Source organism: Bradyrhizobium sp. cf659, from assembly GCF_900113725.1.
GTDB lineage: Bacteria > Pseudomonadota > Alphaproteobacteria > Rhizobiales > Xanthobacteraceae > Bradyrhizobium.
The window spans coordinates 358,084-373,992 of the sequence record NZ_FOQJ01000002.1; the positions used below are offsets into that span (position 1 = coordinate 358,084).

The window sequence follows — 15,909 nt, forward strand, 5'->3', positions numbered from 1 at the left end:
GCCATGTCTCGCATCAACCGACCCTATGTCGGGATCCCGTCCTTCCTGCGCTCGCGGATATGCGAGGATGTGTCCACGCTGGATGCGGCCATTGCCGTGCTCGGCGTGCCCTTCGATGAGGGCTCGCCGTTTCTGCCGGGCAGCCGCCTAGCGCCCCGCGCGCTGCGCGAGCACTCGCTGCGCTTCTACGGCAGCGGCAAGGGCTATTACGATCCGGAGACCCGGCGCGAATATCTGGTCGAGGAAATGTCGAAGGGCCTGATCGCCGACGTCGGCGATGTCGATATTCATCCGGCCAATGCGCCTCGCACCTTCGAGAACATCACTGCCATGGTGCGCGGGATTCTCGATCGCGGGGCGCTTCCCGTGGTACTCGGCGGCGATCATTCGATCACCTATCCTGTGTTTCGAGCCTTCGAGGAGAAGCTGCACGTCATCCATTTCGACGCGCATACCGATTACGCGCCGTTCGAGAACGATCTGACCATCACCAACAGCCATGCCTTTCGCCATATCGCCGGCATGGACAACATGCTCAGCCTGACGCAAGTGGGCATCCGCAGCCTGCGTCATTCGCCGGCGCAGGTCGAGGATGTCATCGCCGGTGGCAACCGGATCATCCCGATGGGCGAATTCAGGCGGATCGGCCCGGAGGGGATCGCCGCTCTGCTGCCGGCCAATTCCCGCGTCTATGTCAGCATCGACGTGGACGCCATGGACATGTCGCTGGTTCCGGGCTGCGTCTCCGCCGAGCCCAACGGAATGAGCTATGTCGAACTGCGCGACAGCCTGAAGGCGATCGCCGAGAGGCTCGACATCGCAGGCTTCGACTTCGTCGAGGTCAACCCGCCGCTCGATGTCGGCACCGGCGTCACTGCCTATCTCGGCGCGCTGACCGTCATCGAATTCCTCGGCCACATCTGCGCCCAGCCGCGCTGGGGCGCGCGCCGCAGTGCCCGCCGCGCCGCTTGAAGGAGGGCACCATGCATGGAACACTCGACGTCATTCCGGCCACGCGCGGCAAGGCCGTTCGGCTGCGCAGGGGGCAGGCCGTTCAGGTCATCAACACCCATGGCTCTCAGGTCGTGGACACCTGGGCGTTCTGCATTGAGGATCTCGGACACCACATGTCGATGGAGCATACAAGGGTCGAGAACGGCCGGTTGATGCCCGCCGCCGGCCAGACGCTCTTCACCAACAGGCGTGAGCCGCTCCTGGTGCTGGAGCAGGACACATCACCCGGCATCCACGACACCCTGATGGCGGCATGCGACCGCTGGCGCTATGAGCATCTGGGTTGCACGCACTACCATCGCAACTGCGCCGACAACATGGTCGAGGCCTTGGATGAAATCGGCCTGAAGACGAGCCATGTGCCGCAGCCGCTGAATCTGTTCATGAACATTCCGGTCAACGGCGACCTCAGCCTGACGCAGGGTGAGCCCGTCAGCAGGCCTGGGGACTATGTGGTGCTGCGAGCTGTCCGGGATTGTTACGTCGTCTTCTCGGCCTGCCCGCAGGATGTCACGCCGATCAATGGCGCCGGGCGCAAGCCGACAGAAGCGCATATCCGGCTGATGGCCGCTTAATATGACGCTGCGCCTCACGAATTGACGTGCATGAAACACGGCAAGAGTGGATAGATCGGATGTCGGCGAAACGCCCGGCAGCTTGCTGGCTGACCGCGCCTTTCGGCTCCCGCTCGCGCGCTCACTGGTATGCGACGATGCAGACCCGACCTCCGGAAATTGTGACCGGATCGAGCGACAGAGAACTGCGGAATGTGAACGATCTCATATTCCCTCACTCTCTTCTCGAGCTACCAATCCCGTAAGAAATTGCCGCACCCGGAGCTAACTGACAGACACGGGTGAGATGCAATACCTGCGCAGCCGCGTGCTCGCAGCTTTGGATTGGCTCTCGTCTTGCTCACGAGCAAGCCAGCCCCATCACTCAGCACAGATTTTTCAGAAATTGGAATCAAGGGAATCGCAAAGCGGGCCCACCAGGCAGCCTCTATTCGGGGGCGGCCGGTAGGCCGCTACTTACCTAAGGAGACCCCAATGAAGATAAGCAATGCAGTTTCCAGCGCATTTTCCCTAACAAGGGGCGCCGGCAATCTTCGGATCGCTCGTTCCAGTCTGATCAGGTCGGCCCATCTTCTTGAAAGAATTGGGCTCGCAGCCGTTGGGGCCTCTTGCGGCCTCTATGTGGGGGCGACCCTGTTGCGTGAGAAAGGCGGACTGTTTGAAAGCGGCTGGATCGTGCTGATAACGATGCTCTACGGAGCTCTCAGCTATTATGTCGGAATTGATCTGTCCAGCAGTGTCGCACGGAAGTCGATTTCGAGCATCTCGGAAGAGTGGAACGGTTTCGAGCCGGCTGAGATCATGAGTGCGGCCGGAACGTTCGGCGCCGCGATTGCCGCGGCCCTGTCCGTCAGCATCCTTGTCCTTGATCAAAACCCCGCCAATGGCCTGATCGCCTTTGTTGCCGGCTGTTGGGTGGTCGGTTCTTCGCTTCAGGTTGCGGCGGGCACGATGGCCCGCAACTACGAAGCGCGCATGGACAAGCAATGAAAGACCTGTGCTCACGGAAAAACGTCTGCCTGGCGTCGTGACGTGAGCACAGGCCGCAGCGTTGGATTCGGCGTCAGGTCTGGAGTAAGTCGTGACGGCTCATCGCAACCTCTGTCGTCCAACGCTGCGTGCAGACGATTTTTGGTAGCGCAGACGTTCGCATCGGGCCGCGACCTCGCCTGGAAGCCGTGTCGGTACTGAGCAACCTAAATTATCGCGCAACAAACAAGACGTGCCATCATGGCGATGTTGGGATATCGTCCCCGCGCCGTGGTCCAAAATTCTGCTAACCGCCAACCACACGATCGGTGGAGCCAATGCAGATTGCGGAGTGGCTCGAGAAATTGGGGCTTGGGCAATACGCAGAGCGTTTTGCCCAAAATGGGATCGACGTGGGCGTCCTTCCCGAGCTGATGGACGAGGACTTCGATAAGCTCGGAGTCCTGCTCGGCCATCGACGTAAAATGCTGCGTGCCATTGCCGACCTCGATCCCGCCGCGTTGATCGCATCGCCGGCGCCTCCTCACGACGCCGAGCGGCGCCACCTCACCGTCATGTTTTGCGATCTGGTCGGTTCCACCGCACTCTCGGCGCGTCTTGATCCCGAGGATATGTGGGAAGTGATCCGGGCCTATCGCGCCGCCTGCGCGAAGGTCGTCTCAGCCTATGACGGCAGCATAGCCAGGTTCGTCGGCGACGGAATACTCGTCTATTTCGGCTATCCGCGCGCCCACGAGGATGACGCGGAGCGCGCAGTGCGCGCGGGCCTCGACGCCATCTCTGCGATGAGACAGCTCAAAACGAGCGGCGACGAACGGGTTGAGCTGCGGATCGCAATCGCGACCGGGCTTGTGGTGGTCGGCGACCTCATCAGCGGAGATGCGTCAGAGGAGCACGCAACGGTCGGCGATACACCAAACCTCGCTGCCCGGCTCCAGAGCCTGGCGGAACCGGGAGCGGTCGTCGTTGCCTCGTCGACGCGCCGGCTGCTCGGTGATCTCTTCACTTTCCGCAACCTCGGCCGCCGCGAGGTCAAGGGGATATCCGAACCCATCGCGGTCTGGGCGGTCGAGGGAGCGTCCGCATCGGAGAGTCGCTTCGAGGCGGTCCACGCGGCGCGCTCGATCGGCTTTGTCGGCCGCAAGGAGGAGATCGAACTCGCGCTCTCGCGCCAGCGATTGGCATGGCAGGGACAGGGCCAGATGGTGTTGATTTCCGGCGAAGCGGGCATCGGCAAGTCGCGCATGGTCGCAACGCTGTCCGAAAGCCCGGCGTTGGGAGTGCACCGCCGGGTGCGATATCAGTGCTCGCCCTACCACACCAACAGTGCGCTTCACCCCTTTGTCGCGCAGCTCGAGCGCGCAGCCGGCATTTGCTCGCACGACACGCCCGGGCAAAAGCTCGACAAGCTCGAGGCAATGCTGGCGCTTGGAACGCAGCAGGTCGCCCGGGCGACAGCGCTCATTGCGGCACTGCTTTCGATCCCAACCGGCGACCGTTATCCGCCGCTCGGTCTGAGCCCGGCGCAGCAGCGGCGACAGACCTTTGCCACCCTTCTCGATCAGCTTGAGGGATTGGCGCGAGAGCAGCCTCTGCTGATTATCTGCGAGGATATGCATTGGGCCGATGCCACGACACTCGAATTGTTCGATCTCACGGTCGACCGGATCAGGCGACTGCCGATACTCGTGCTCATGACATCCCGGCCGGAGTTCGAGCCCTCCTGGTCGGGCCTTGCCAACGTCAGTCTGTTGCGGCTCGACCGGCTCGATCGGCAGGACACGCGGGCGCTGGTCGAGCAGGTGACTGTCGGTCGCCAGCTGCCACGCGAGATGATGAAGCAGATCATCGACAGGACGGATGGCGTCCCGCTATTCGTCGAGGAATTGACCAAGATGGTGCTGGAGTCCGGATGGCTCGTCGAAGGTGCCGGGCGCTATCGCCTCGAAAGTCCGCTCCCGCCGCTGGCCATTCCCGCGACGCTGCAGGATTCGCTGATGGCGCGGCTCGACCGGCTGGCTCCGGTCAAGGAGGTGGCGCAGATTGGCGCCGCCATCGGCCGCGACTTCTCGTACGCGCTGCTGAGATATGTGGCGGGACGCGATGATCTGACGCTGAGCGCTGCGCTGGGGCAACTCGAAGAGGCCGAACTGCTGGTGTGTCGCGGGGCTCCGCCCGAAGCAAACTATAGTTTCAAGCACGCTCTCGTTCAGGAGGCGGCCTACGAGAGCCTGCTCAAGAGCAAACGGCAGGTGCTTCACACGCGCATCGGTGATGTCCTGCGTGAAAAGTTTCCAGTCGTCGCCGAGACTGAGCCGGAAGTGCTGGCGCACCACTTCACAGAGGCTGGGCTGAACGAGGTCGCCCTCGAGTGGTGGCACAAGGCGGGCCAGCAGGCGCTGAAGCGCTCGGCCTATTCCGAGGCAATCGCACATCTCGGCAAGGCGATTGCCATTGCCGATGAGCTGCCTGATGAGCCCCGCCGGATGATGAGCAGGTTGCATCTTCAAATCGCATATGGCCGTGCGTTACGGGGCGGCCTCGGGCACAGCGCCCCCGAAACGGTAGCCGCATGGACGCGCGCCCGACAGTTCGCAGCCGACATCAATGATCCGGTTGAACTTGCGCCGATCCATTCCGGCCTCTTCAATGCCTGCCTGACACACGGCGAACTTGCTCCGATGAGGGAGCTGGCAGACGCCATTATGAGTGTCGCGGAGCGACGACCGGACGCACCGGTGGCCGCCGTCGTCGCGCATTGGACGGGCGGCGTCACCTGCTGGTTCGGGGGCGACTATTTGAACGCGAGAACGCATCTTGAGCAGGCACTGGCGATCTATGGTGCCGAGCCGGATCCCGCGACGTTCAGGTCCTCGGCGCTGGATCTCCCGTTCGTGATCATGAGGTTTCTCGCTCTGGTGCTTTGGCCGCTTGGCAGCATCGCTCGCGCGCGCCGGCTCGCCGCGGAAGCGGTGAGCGCTTCAGGAGAAAAACGGGCGCTTTCGCGGGCCAATGCGCTTGTTCATCGCGCTGTGTTCGACGGACTATGCGGGGGCATGTTGCAGCAAACGGATACCATCCTGGCGCTCGGTCTCGCGCGCGACCATACGATGCCGCTATATGTGGCCGCCGGTACCTACCTGAATGGCCTTGCCAAGTGGCGTGCCGGCGACCGAATGGACGGACTGACGGAAATGCGTCGCGGATGGACCATGCTGCGCGAGAATGACTGCTACCTCTGTGAACCGTTTTGGGGGATGCAGGTCGCGATGGCGGATGCAGAGGTGGGCCAACTCGAAACCGGGCTGGAAATCTTGGGCGAACTGATCGCATGGGCGGGACAATCCGGTCAGCATTGGCTTGATGCCGAGCTGCATCGCGTCCAGGGCGAGCTTTTGTCGCGTCATGACCCTCCGGACGGTCACGGGGCCGAAAATGCCTTCAACCGAGCGCTGGAAATCGCACGACACCAGCAGGCGAAGACTTTCGAGCTGCGCAGCGCCCTCGGACTTGCGCGCCTGCACAAGACAAATGGCCGAGCGGGCGCGGTTTTCGAACTGCTCGCTCCCGTCCTCGCTGAATTCGACGCGGAGCGAAATCTTCCCGAAGTCGAAGAAGCGAAAGAGCTGCTCAAGCACGAGCATTAGGCACGGGCCGTTTCCCTGGCTGGCCGTCTGGGGTCAACGGAGGCGCCTTGATATGCCCCCGGGCAATCTCCGATCGCCTCAATGCGCAACAGCGCAATGAGGTTCGCACGTGACGTACGGGTCAGGGGATGACGGGTTACGAATTGACGTGGACGAAATCGCGCAGCAGCGGATAGATCTCGTTGTTCCAGCGCTTGCCGGAGAACACGCCGTAATGGCCGACGCCGGCCTGCATGTGGTGCACCCGGCGATAGGCGCGCACGCTGGTGCAGAGGTCTTGCGCGGCGAGCGTCTGGCCGATCGAGCAGATGTCGTCCTTCTCGCCCTCGATCGTCATCAGCCCCATGCGGCTGACGGCCTTGGTGTTCACCGGCCGTCCCCGATGCATCAGCTTGCCCTGCGGCAGCAGATGCTCCTGGAACACGTCGCGCACGGTCTCGATGTAGAACTCGGCCGGCAGATCCATCACGGCGAAATACTCGTCGTAGAAGGTCTTGATGGTCGCCGCCTTGTCCTTCTCGCCCTTGGCGATGTGGTTGGCGAGATCCATGTGCTGCTTGATGTGCCGCTCGAGGTTCATCGAGACGAAGGCGGTGAGCTGCACGAAGCCCGGATACACTTTGCGCAGCGCGCCGCGGCACTGCACCGGCACGTAGTTGATCAGGTTCTGCTCGAACCAGTCGATCGGCCTGCTCTTGGCGAACTCGTTGACCCGGGTCGGCTGGATCCGTGTGTCGATCGGGCCTGCCATCAGCGTCAGCGTCGCCGGCCGCGAGGGATGGTTGCCCTCGCACATGACGGCGGCGGCCGCGAGCGCCGAGACCGACGGCTGGCAGATCGCCACCATATGCGGGCGCGGGCCGAGCTGGCCGAGGAAGTCGATGAGGTGATCGGTGTAGTCGTCGAGCCCGAAGCGGCCTTCGCTGCGGGGAATGTCGCGCGGATTGTGCCAGTCGGTGATGTAGACGTCGTGATCCTGGAGCAGCGTCTTCACGGTGCCGCGCAGCAGCGTCGCGAAATGGCCGGACATCGGCGCCACCAGCAGCATGCGTGGCTGCTCGGGCACGTCGTGCTTCTTGAAATGCAGCAGCGAGCCGAACGGGGTCGCGTAGGCGATCTCCTCGGTGACGGCGACCTCGCGATTGCCCACCATGACGCTGTCGATGCCATAGGCCGGACGGTGATAGGTGAGGGTGGAGCGCGAGATCAGCTCAAGCGCCGCCGAGAGCCGGCCGACCACCTGGTCCGATAGGCCCTGCGGCACCAGATTGAGGAATTTGAGCGCAGACGAGGCGCCCGCCCGCCACGGCGCCGTCAGGTCCATCTGGTTCTGAAAGGCTTGATAATACATCGACATCATACTGAAGTGCCCACCTGTCCCATGTTGCCATGCAATATCGAAGCCAGACTTGAGTCAAATCGCCCGGAAAACTGGCACATCGCTTGCTCTTCAAGCGGGGTGTACACATGGAAGCACAGGTAGTGGGCACGCCGGCGGGCCGGGCGGGGTGCCGGTCTCAGGCGTGAGGGAAGGGCCATATGGCGAAAGCGACACTGACCATCAGCAGCAAGAACTACTCGTCCTGGTCGCTGCGTGGCTGGCTGCTGACGAAATTTTCCGGGCTCGATTTCGAGGAGATCGTGACCGCGCCCGACGACGCCTCCGCGCGCGCCGAAATTCTCCTGCTGTCGTCGTCGATCCTGGTGCCGTGCCTGCGGCACGAGGGCGCCACCGTCTGGGACACGCTGGCGATCGCCGAATATCTCAACGAGGTGATGCCGGATGCCGGGCTGCTGCCGGATGACCGCGTCCAGCGCGCCCATTGCCGCTCGATCTGCGGCGAAATCCATTCCGGCTTCACCACGCTACGCGCCTCGCTGCCGGTCAATCTGAAGGGGCACTTCCCCGGCTTCAAGATCTGGTCGCGCGCGCAGGCCGACATCGACCGCGTCTGGTTCATCTGGCGCGACTGCCTGGAGAAATCGGGCGGCCCGTTCCTGTTCGGCGAGAGGCGCACCATGGCGGATGCGATGTACGCGCCCGTGGTGACACGCTTCGTGACCTATGACGTCAAGCTCGAGCCGAGGCTGAAGGCTTATGCCGATACCATCATGGCCATGCCCGAGATGAAGGAATGGATCGCGGCGGCAAAGGAAGAGCCGGCCGAGATCGAGGAGCTCGAGGTCGAATATTAGGCAGGCCCGGCTCGGCCCTGCCTGTTTCGGGGGCGGGGATCGCCTGGGGCCGTGGTGCGGGCCGCGCCTCGTCCGCCGTTAACCTTTGGCGCCGGCTCGATGCCCGAGCCCGCCCGCCGGTCTCGCAGATATTGTGCGCGAGAACAGACCTGCATCGACATCTAGCCGTGAACAGGTGTGGACAAGGCTCTACGACTGATTCGGACGCGATTCGTTCGAACCGCGTTCCGAAGGTTAAGGCGGAGCGCGGCCCCGTTGCATTTTGGAACAAAAGCCGCCGTCAGGCGACGCCGGAGTGCTTCACGCGTGGCAGGCGCCAGCCGATCACGGTCGCTTCGACCGCGATGCCGGCCTCGTGGTTCTGCCAGCGTCCCTCGACATAGCGGCAGGCGAACGGCAGTTGATACGTTCCGCTGTGATCCTCGCACAGCACTTCGACCGGCAAGCCAGGTGGCGGCTCTCCAGCGCCGTCGAATTCCGCCAGACGTCTATCGCGCGTTGCCATTCCAAAAATCTCCCCTAATCAAAGCCGCGGAAAGAGCGCCCATTTCTCCCGCGTGCGGTTCACTGCTCCCTGTCCCTAGGGAACAAGCCAAGCTCAACGCGAGAATGCGGTACGAGTGTGGTAGCGTCCGACGGCTGTGCGCAAAAAGCGCACATTGCCGTGATCGATTTGATGAGGAACCTGCATGCCGTTTCGAAGCGTCGGCGTTTGTGTCGTGATGTTGCTGCTCGCCACGCTGGCGATCGCGCCGCTCCGCGCACAGGACGTGCCCGGCATCGAGATCTGCACCGTCGAGAAGACCATGGAGCGGCGCACGAGCTGCCTCCAGAGCAACGTCGATTTCCTCCAGAAGACGATCACCAAGCTCAACCTCGATCACCAGCAGAAGCTGGATGCCGCCAATCGCCAGATCGACGCGTTGAAGACGAGCCTCGCCGGCTTGCAGAAGACGCTCGGCGATCTCCAGGCCGCGCAGACGAAGATCGCGGAGGATTTGAAGAAGAAGCAGGACACGCCGCCGGCCAAGGACGCGGCGAAATAGGCGCCGCGCTCACGCGACGCGATATCGCTCCATCACGCCGCGGTCGGGCTCATAGCCGAGCCCAGGTCCAGTCGGCACCCCGACATGGCCCGTGGCATCGACATCGGCGCGGCCGCCCCAGAGGCAGGCCTCGCGCTTCAGGTAAAACATCTCGACGAACCCGTCGTCGCGCACGGCCAACAGATGCAAGGTCGCCAGCAGGCCCGGGCCGAAATACGGGGAGTGCGGGACGATCTTGACGCCGAGCCCATCTGCGAGCGCCGCGACCTTCAGAAATTCCGTGATGCCGCCGACCTTGGTCACCGACGGCTGGGCATGGCTCACCGCGCCCGCATTCATCATCTGGCGGAATTGATATTCCGTGCAGGCGTTCTCGCCGGCGGCGATGCCGAGCCCGCCCTTGCGGCGGACCTCGGCGAGCGCAGTAAAATCCTCCGGCGGCCAGACCGGCTCCTCCAGGAACATCGGCTGCGCGTCCCGGCATGTCCCGGCGAACGCGATCGCCTGCTCACCCGACAGCGGGCAGTTCATGTCCACCATCAGCGGAATGCCCGGGCCGATCGCCTCGCGCGCGGCAAAGACCGCCGGCGCCGTGGTCTCGTGCAGCTTGATCGCGCCATAACCGAGCGCGAGCGCCTTCCTGCATTCGCTGGCGATGTTGTCGGGCGAGCCGATCCGCAACAGGCTCGCATAGGCCGGAATGGCCGGGCGCCTGGTCTCGCCGAGCAGGCGGTGCACCGGCACGCCCTTGATCTTGGCGGCGAGGTCCCACAGCGCGATGTCGAGCCCGGAGATTGCGAACATGGTGATGCCGTAGCGGCCGAACAGATGCAGATTGCGCTGGATCTGCTCCATCACCGCGGGAATGCCGGCGGCGTCGGGAACCTCCAGGCCACGGGCCTGCGGTGCGATCATCTCCTCGACGGCGCTGCGCGCGGTGCGGGGACAGACATAGGCGAAGGCATCGCCCCAGCCGGTCAGCCCGGCGTCGGTCGTGACCTCGACGATCACCATGTCCAGCGCGGTGATGGCGGAGGCGCCCTGGCGGAAGCTCGCGACACCGGCGTCATAGGGGATGCGGATATGGTGCGCCCGCACATCGGTGATCTTCATGACGCGGTTCCTCCTGCTTTCTTGTGAGCGTTTCAAGGACGTCCCGAGTGTAGCCATGAACGCCCGGGCGTTGCCAGTGGCTGTTCCGGCGTTATCCTCTTGCGGGACCGCAACGCCGATCAAGCGAAGCCCGCGGCGTTCCGTGCATCATGGTCGCGCTTCGAATGAGAGCCCGAACCACCATGAATCCAGCCCAGCGCGCGCTCTGGTATATCGAGAGCCATCTGGCCGAGCCGATGACGCTCGACGAGATCGCTGCGATATCGGGTGTGTCGCGGTTCCACATCGTGCGCGCGTTCGCCGCAGCCACCGGCCTGCCGGTGATGCGTTACGTGCGCGCGCGGCGGCTGACCGAGGCGGCGCGCAGTCTTGCGAACGGCGCGCCGGACATTCTGTCGCTGGCGCTGGAGGCGGATTACGGCTCGCACGAAGCATTCACCCGCGCGTTCCGCGACCAGTTCGGCACCACACCCGAAGCGGTGCGGGCCGCGACGTGCACCGGCCATCTCAAGCTTCAGGAGCCGATCCTCATGGACTCCACCCTGTCAGACACTCTAGCCCCGCCGCGTTTCGAGACCGCAAAGGCCTTCCTCGTCGCCGGCATCAGTGAACGCATCTCCTGCGACAACGGCGCCATCATCCCGGGGATGTGGCACCGCTTCCACCAGGAGGTCGCCGACATTCCGGCGCGTGTCGGCAACGTCGCCTATGGCGTCTGCTGCAACGGTGATGATGCCGGCAATTTCGACTACATCGCCGGTGTCGAGGTCAGCGATTATTCCGACCTGCCGCGCCGCTTCGGCCGCATCCGCATCCCCGAGCAGCGCTATGCGGTGTTCACCCACACCGACCACGTCGCCTCGATCCGGCGCACCGTCAACACGATCTGGAATCAGTGGCTGCCCGCCTCCGGCCTGAAGGCCGCGGACGCGCCGAGCTTCGAGCGCTACGACGAAAAGTTCGATCCTGCGACCGGCAATGGCGGTTTCGAGATATGGGTGCCGGTGCGGCAGTAGCATGATCCGGACCCGAAAGGCCGCGTTGGCGCAAAGTGCGAAGCGGTTTTCCGAAGAGATCATGCTCAACGACAACGCAAGGCGCGATGGCCCTTGTCGCGCCTTGCGGCGCAACGCTGGCATACCGTCCCGCTTGCTTGGCAAGCCCCGGTGACTTTGTCATAACCACGGGCAAATCTTGCGTGTGGGGGCCCGTGCCGGACATCCCGTGCAAGCCATAACAAGCAGCCGGGAGGGTCTCAAATGTCTGACGTCCGCGTTCTCGCCACCGACCTCGAATTTCCCGAAGGGCCGGTCGTGATGCCGGACGGCTCGGTGGTGCTGGTGGAGATCCGCGGCCAGCGCCTGACCCGCGTCCATCCCGACGGCCGCAAGGAGATCGTCGCCAAGGTGCCGGGCGGACCGAATGGCGCGGCCCTCGGCCCCGACGGCAAGATCTACATCTGCAACAATGGCGGCTTCTCCTGGATTCCGACCGGCAAGATGATCATGCCGGGCCCGCAGCCGGACGGCTATCTCGGCGGCTCGATCCAGCGCGTCGATCTGCAATCGGGCAAGGTCGAGACCGTCGTGACCAAATGCGGCGAGCACGATCTGCGCGGACCGAACGATCTGGTGTTCGACAGGCACGGCGGCCTCTGGTTCTCCGATCTCGGCAAGCGCCGCGCGCGCGAGATGGACGTCGGCGGCATGTACTACCTCAAGCCCGGCATGACCGAGATCGTGGAGGTCGTGCACGGCGTGCTGCCGGCCAACGGCATCGGGCTCTCGCCGGACGAAAACACGGTCTACATCGCGGAAACGCCGACGGGGCGGCTCTGGGCCTACGAGCTCTCCGCCCCCGGCACGCTCAAGCCGCGCGAGCCGATCTACCGCGGCGAACGGGGCAAGCCGATCTGCGGCCTCGGCGGCTACCAGATGTTCGACTCGCTCGCGGTGGAGGCGAACGGCAATGTCTGCGTCGCCACCCTCGTCTCCGGCTGCATCTCGGTGATCGCGCCGGATGGGACCCTCGTCGAGCAGGTCCCGACCGGCGACCGCGTCACCACCAACATCGCCTTCGGCGGCCCCGGGCTGAAGACCGCCTACATCACGCTGTCAGGCAAGGGCGAGCTGATCGCCATGGACTGGCCGCGCGGCGGTTTGCCGTTGAACTTTTTGAACAAGTGACAATCGCGTAAAACGCGATTGTCATCCCGGGGCTATGCGGAGCATAGAACCCGGGATCTCGAGATTCTCAGGTGCGCAATTGCGCACCATAGTTCGGTCCTGCGGACCGCCCCGGAATGACATTCATGAGGAACGATAGAATGCCCTGGCCTGATCCCATCACCCTGCGTGGACAGCACGCCCGTCTCGAGCCGCTGTCGCACCAGCATATCGAGGGGCTGGTGGAGGCCGTGAAGGACGGCGAGCTGTCGAAGCTCTGGTACACCGCGATTCCCCTGCCGGAGAACATGGGCAAGGAGATCGACCGCCGCCTGGCCTTGCAGGCCGCGGGCTCGATGCTGCCGTTCACCGTGTTCGATGCCGGCGGCAACATCGTCGGCATGACGACCTACATGAACATCGATGCCACCAACCGCCGCGTCGAGATCGGCTCGACCTGGTATGGCAAGAGCGCGCAGCGCGGCCCGCTCAACACGCAGTGCAAGCTGCTGCTGCTCCGGCACGCCTTCGAGGCGCTGAACTGCATCGCGGTCGAATTCCGCACGCACTTCTTCAACCACCAGAGCCGCCGCGCCATCGAGCGCCTGGGCGCCAAGCAGGACGGCATTCTGCGCAGCCATCAGATCGCGCCGAACGGCACGCTGCGCGACACCGTGGTCTACAGCATCACTGCCGCCGAATGGCCGACGGTGCAGGCGCATCTCGAATTTCAACTCAACGACAAGCCGCGCTGAGCGGCCGAGGCACCATGGACAGATTTGATTATGTGATCGTCGGCGCGGGCTCCGCCGGCTGCGTGCTTGCCAATCGGCTCAGCGAAGATCCGAATACGAGCGTATGCGTGCTGGAGGCGGGCCCGAGCGACTGGCACCCGTACATCCATCTGCCGGCGGGTTTCATCAAGACCTTCCACATGAAGAGCATCAACTGGGCCTACCAGCAGGAGCCGGGGCCTTACACCGGCGGGCGCAGCATCTACGCGCCGCGCGGCAAGACGCTCGGCGGCTCGTCCTCGATCAACGGCCACATCTACAATCGCGGCCAGCGCATGGATTTCGACACCTGGGCGCAGATGGGCAATCGCGGCTGGGGCTATGCCGACGTGCTGCCTTACTTCAAGCGGCTGGAGAAGCGCGTCGGTGAGGGCGAGGACACCTATCGCGGACGCGACGGCAACCTCATCGTCACCACCATGGACTGGCGCGATCCGCTCTGCGAGGCCTTCATGGAGGGCGCGGTCTCGCTCGGCATCCCGCGCAACCCCGATTACAACGGCGCGAAGCAGGAAGGCGTCTCCTACTGCCAGCGCACCATCAACAACGGCCTGCGCGTCTCCGGCTCGACCGCGTTCCTGAAGCCCGCGATGAAGCGGCCGAACGTGCATGTGCACACCCACGCGCACGCGACCGAGATCATCTTCGAGGGCAAGCGCGCCGTCGGCGTGCGCTACACCAAGGGCGGCCGCGGCGGCACGCCGGTGGAGGTGCGCGCCAACAAGGAAGTGATCCTGTCCGGCGGCACCTATAATTCGCCGCAGCTGCTCCAGCTCTCCGGCGTCGGCTCGCCCGATTTGCTCGGTGCTCACGGCATCGCGGTTCGCCACGCGTTGCCGGTCGGCGAGGGCCTGCAAGACCATTATGCCCCGCGCACGGTGGCGCGCGTAAAAGACATCAAGACCATCAACGAGCTCCGCCGCGGCCTCTCGCTGTGGATCGAGGCGCTGAAATGGGCGACCGCGCGCCGCGGCCTGCTCTCGCTGTCGCCGACCATGGTCTATTGCTTCTGGCACTCCGGCGAGAGCGCGGAGAGCTCCGACCTGCAGCTCACCTTCACCCCCGCAAGCTACAAGGAAGGCGTGCAGGGTCAGCTCGAGGACGAGCCCGGCATGACGGTCGCGTCCTGGCAGCAGCGCCCCGAAAGCCGGGGCTATGTCCGCATCCGCTCGGCCGATCCGTTTGCGCCACCGATCATCCAGACCAACTATCTCGACGCCGAGCTCGACCGCCGCGTCATCGTCGGCGGCATGAAGCTCGCGCGAAACCTCCTGAAGTCCGCGCCGCTGTCGCCCTATTACGCCTACGAGGATTTCCCCGGCCCCAACATCAACACCGACGACGAATTCCTCGCCGCCGCCACCGAGCGCGGCACCACCACCTTCCACCCCGGCTGCACCTGCCGCATGGGCCCGGCGGATTCCACCTGGGCGGTGGTCGACGACCAGCTCCGCGTCCATGGCCTGGAGGGGCTCCGCGTGATCGATGCTTCGGTGATGCCGCGCATGATCTCGGCGAACCTCAACGCATCCACGATGATGATCGCGGATCGTGCCTCGGACCTGATCCGCGGCAAGGCTCCGATGGAATCCGTGCGGCTTCCGGACGCCGCGATGGCGTGAGATGCGTGGGGCCTGGCGTCAAGTCATCGATGAACGCGAGCGCCTTCTTCTCGAAGAGGAGTTGAGGAAGGAGATTGGCGACCTGCACCCGCTTGTCGGTTTGGAGATCAAGGTGCTCGCCAGGCGGGATGATCGCGACGACGTCCTTGCCTCACTGGAGGATAAAAGAGTGGCGGAAGTTCACTTGACGTGGTCCGGCGAGAAGGAGGCTCATCCAAGCTGGCCCAGAACTGTCATTTTTGAATCGATGGACAAGTGGCGGACAGAGGCTGATCTGGCGTAGCCCGGATGGAGCGAAGCGCAATCCGGGATGATTGCCTCGGTCTGCGCGCCATTCCCTGGATTTCGCTGCGCTCCTTCCGGGCTACGAATGTGACGTGTCCCGTCGGGCAAAACACCGCGCCACGTCGTCAACCCCTTCGCACAAAAATATTCCACTTTACCGAATTTCGGAATTGCGGCATAAGTCGAGCCAGCCCGGCCTGACGAAGAGGGGCGGTTCGCGAGTCGTTCGAAACGCGGGCCGGGTTGCGGTGGACGCGGCAGCGTCGTGTACGAGAGGTGTGGGCAGGGCGGATTGCTCTCCGTGAGCCCAAAACTTCGTGCGGACGAGCGGCGCTGTGTGCGTACGGCAAAACCGTGTGGTCCAGGCCGTCGTTGCTACGGTCAAGCTCTTGCGGAGGCGGCAGTTGCGTCAACCGGCGCGGCGCCGGCGACTTTCGCTGGGGTGAGGGAGGCCAGAAGGAA

The 15,909-nt window shown here is 64.0% G+C and carries 14 protein-coding genes; 11 read left to right on the top strand and 3 right to left on the bottom strand.

Features of this window, described 5'->3' with window-relative positions; translation table 11 throughout:
• Positions 1 to 3: 3 nt before the first annotated feature.
• From BM118_RS10770 to BM118_RS10785, 4 genes are all read left to right on the top strand, one after another.
• Positions 4 to 972, top strand: coding sequence for an arginase family protein (locus BM118_RS10770; RefSeq protein ID WP_092185019.1), 969 nt, complete (start codon positions 4 to 6; stop codon positions 970 to 972).
• Positions 973 to 983: 11 nt separating this feature from the next.
• On the top strand, positions 984 to 1,589 hold the full coding sequence (locus tag BM118_RS10775; RefSeq protein WP_092185021.1) for a DUF1989 domain-containing protein: 606 nt from the start codon (positions 984 to 986) through the stop codon (positions 1,587 to 1,589).
• Positions 1,590 to 2,063: 474 nt separating this feature from the next.
• Positions 2,064 to 2,579 (top strand): hypothetical protein, encoded by a 516-nt coding sequence (locus BM118_RS10780; protein WP_092185023.1) that lies wholly within the window; start codon positions 2,064 to 2,066, stop codon positions 2,577 to 2,579.
• Between the two features lie 317 nt (positions 2,580 to 2,896).
• Positions 2,897 to 6,226 (top strand): adenylate/guanylate cyclase domain-containing protein, encoded by a 3,330-nt coding sequence (locus tag BM118_RS10785; RefSeq protein WP_177234191.1) that lies wholly within the window; start codon positions 2,897 to 2,899, stop codon positions 6,224 to 6,226.
• Positions 6,227 to 6,362: 136 nt separating this feature from the next.
• Here the strand turns inward: BM118_RS10785 and BM118_RS10790 are convergent, their stop codons facing one another.
• The gene (locus BM118_RS10790; protein WP_092185027.1) at positions 6,363 to 7,586 is read right to left on the bottom strand and encodes a polyhydroxyalkanoate depolymerase; all 1,224 of its coding nucleotides are present in this window, start codon (positions 7,584 to 7,586) and stop codon (positions 6,363 to 6,365) included.
• A gap of 179 nt (positions 7,587 to 7,765) precedes the next feature.
• Here BM118_RS10790 and BM118_RS10795 point away from each other — a divergent pair, with 179 nt between their 5' ends.
• Positions 7,766 to 8,422: a glutathione S-transferase family protein gene (locus BM118_RS10795; RefSeq protein ID WP_092185029.1), complete on the top strand. Its 657-nt coding sequence runs from the start codon at positions 7,766 to 7,768 to the stop codon at positions 8,420 to 8,422.
• Between the two features lie 280 nt (positions 8,423 to 8,702).
• On the opposite strand, the gene BM118_RS10800 is transcribed toward BM118_RS10795, so the two are convergent.
• Positions 8,703 to 8,927 carry a hypothetical protein gene (locus tag BM118_RS10800; protein ID WP_011089440.1) on the bottom strand — a complete coding sequence of 75 codons (225 nt, stop codon included), beginning with the start codon at positions 8,925 to 8,927 and terminating at the stop codon, positions 8,703 to 8,705.
• Between the two features lie 184 nt (positions 8,928 to 9,111).
• Here BM118_RS10800 and BM118_RS10805 point away from each other — a divergent pair, with 184 nt between their 5' ends.
• Positions 9,112 to 9,468: a hypothetical protein gene (locus BM118_RS10805; protein ID WP_092185031.1), complete on the top strand. Its 357-nt coding sequence runs from the start codon at positions 9,112 to 9,114 to the stop codon at positions 9,466 to 9,468.
• 9 nt (positions 9,469 to 9,477) lie between these two features.
• On the opposite strand, the gene BM118_RS10810 is transcribed toward BM118_RS10805, so the two are convergent.
• Positions 9,478 to 10,581: a mandelate racemase/muconate lactonizing enzyme family protein gene (locus tag BM118_RS10810; RefSeq protein WP_092185033.1), complete on the bottom strand. Its 1,104-nt coding sequence runs from the start codon at positions 10,579 to 10,581 to the stop codon at positions 9,478 to 9,480.
• Positions 10,582 to 10,763: 182 nt separating this feature from the next.
• On the opposite strand from BM118_RS10810, the gene BM118_RS10815 reads away from it, so the two are divergent.
• From BM118_RS10815 to BM118_RS10835, 5 genes are all read left to right on the top strand, one after another.
• Positions 10,764 to 11,597 (top strand): AraC family transcriptional regulator, encoded by an 834-nt coding sequence (locus tag BM118_RS10815; protein ID WP_177234192.1) that lies wholly within the window; start codon positions 10,764 to 10,766, stop codon positions 11,595 to 11,597.
• Positions 11,598 to 11,840: 243 nt separating this feature from the next.
• A complete protein-coding gene (locus BM118_RS10820) occupies positions 11,841 to 12,767 on the top strand; it encodes an SMP-30/gluconolactonase/LRE family protein (RefSeq protein WP_092185038.1) in 927 nt (308 codons plus the stop codon).
• 140 nt (positions 12,768 to 12,907) lie between these two features.
• Positions 12,908 to 13,501, top strand: coding sequence for a GNAT family N-acetyltransferase (locus BM118_RS10825; protein WP_092185040.1), 594 nt, complete (start codon positions 12,908 to 12,910; stop codon positions 13,499 to 13,501).
• A gap of 14 nt (positions 13,502 to 13,515) precedes the next feature.
• Positions 13,516 to 15,162 (top strand): GMC family oxidoreductase, encoded by a 1,647-nt coding sequence (locus BM118_RS10830; RefSeq protein WP_092185042.1) that lies wholly within the window; start codon positions 13,516 to 13,518, stop codon positions 15,160 to 15,162.
• Between the two features lies 1 nt (position 15,163).
• Positions 15,164 to 15,445, top strand: a complete 282-nt coding sequence (locus BM118_RS10835) for a hypothetical protein (RefSeq protein WP_092185044.1) — start codon at positions 15,164 to 15,166, stop codon at positions 15,443 to 15,445.
• The last annotated feature ends 464 nt before the right edge of the window (positions 15,446 to 15,909 follow it).

Coding starts and splice junctions, on each gene's coding strand:
- BM118_RS10770 (WP_092185019.1), top strand. CDS start 4: ATGTCTCGCATCAACCGACCCTATGTCGGGATCCCGTCCTTCCTGCGC.
- BM118_RS10775 (WP_092185021.1), top strand. CDS start 984: ATGCATGGAACACTCGACGTCATTCCGGCCACGCGCGGCAAGGCCGTT.
- BM118_RS10780 (WP_092185023.1), top strand. CDS start 2,064: ATGAAGATAAGCAATGCAGTTTCCAGCGCATTTTCCCTAACAAGGGGC.
- BM118_RS10785 (WP_177234191.1), top strand. CDS start 2,897: ATGCAGATTGCGGAGTGGCTCGAGAAATTGGGGCTTGGGCAATACGCA.
- BM118_RS10790 (WP_092185027.1), bottom strand. CDS start 7,586: ATGATGTCGATGTATTATCAAGCCTTTCAGAACCAGATGGACCTGACG.
- BM118_RS10795 (WP_092185029.1), top strand. CDS start 7,766: ATGGCGAAAGCGACACTGACCATCAGCAGCAAGAACTACTCGTCCTGG.
- BM118_RS10800 (WP_011089440.1), bottom strand. CDS start 8,927: ATGGCAACGCGCGATAGACGTCTGGCGGAATTCGACGGCGCTGGAGAG.
- BM118_RS10805 (WP_092185031.1), top strand. CDS start 9,112: ATGCCGTTTCGAAGCGTCGGCGTTTGTGTCGTGATGTTGCTGCTCGCC.
- BM118_RS10810 (WP_092185033.1), bottom strand. CDS start 10,581: ATGAAGATCACCGATGTGCGGGCGCACCATATCCGCATCCCCTATGAC.
- BM118_RS10815 (WP_177234192.1), top strand. CDS start 10,764: ATGAATCCAGCCCAGCGCGCGCTCTGGTATATCGAGAGCCATCTGGCC.
- BM118_RS10820 (WP_092185038.1), top strand. CDS start 11,841: ATGTCTGACGTCCGCGTTCTCGCCACCGACCTCGAATTTCCCGAAGGG.
- BM118_RS10825 (WP_092185040.1), top strand. CDS start 12,908: ATGCCCTGGCCTGATCCCATCACCCTGCGTGGACAGCACGCCCGTCTC.
- BM118_RS10830 (WP_092185042.1), top strand. CDS start 13,516: ATGGACAGATTTGATTATGTGATCGTCGGCGCGGGCTCCGCCGGCTGC.
- BM118_RS10835 (WP_092185044.1), top strand. CDS start 15,164: ATGCGTGGGGCCTGGCGTCAAGTCATCGATGAACGCGAGCGCCTTCTT.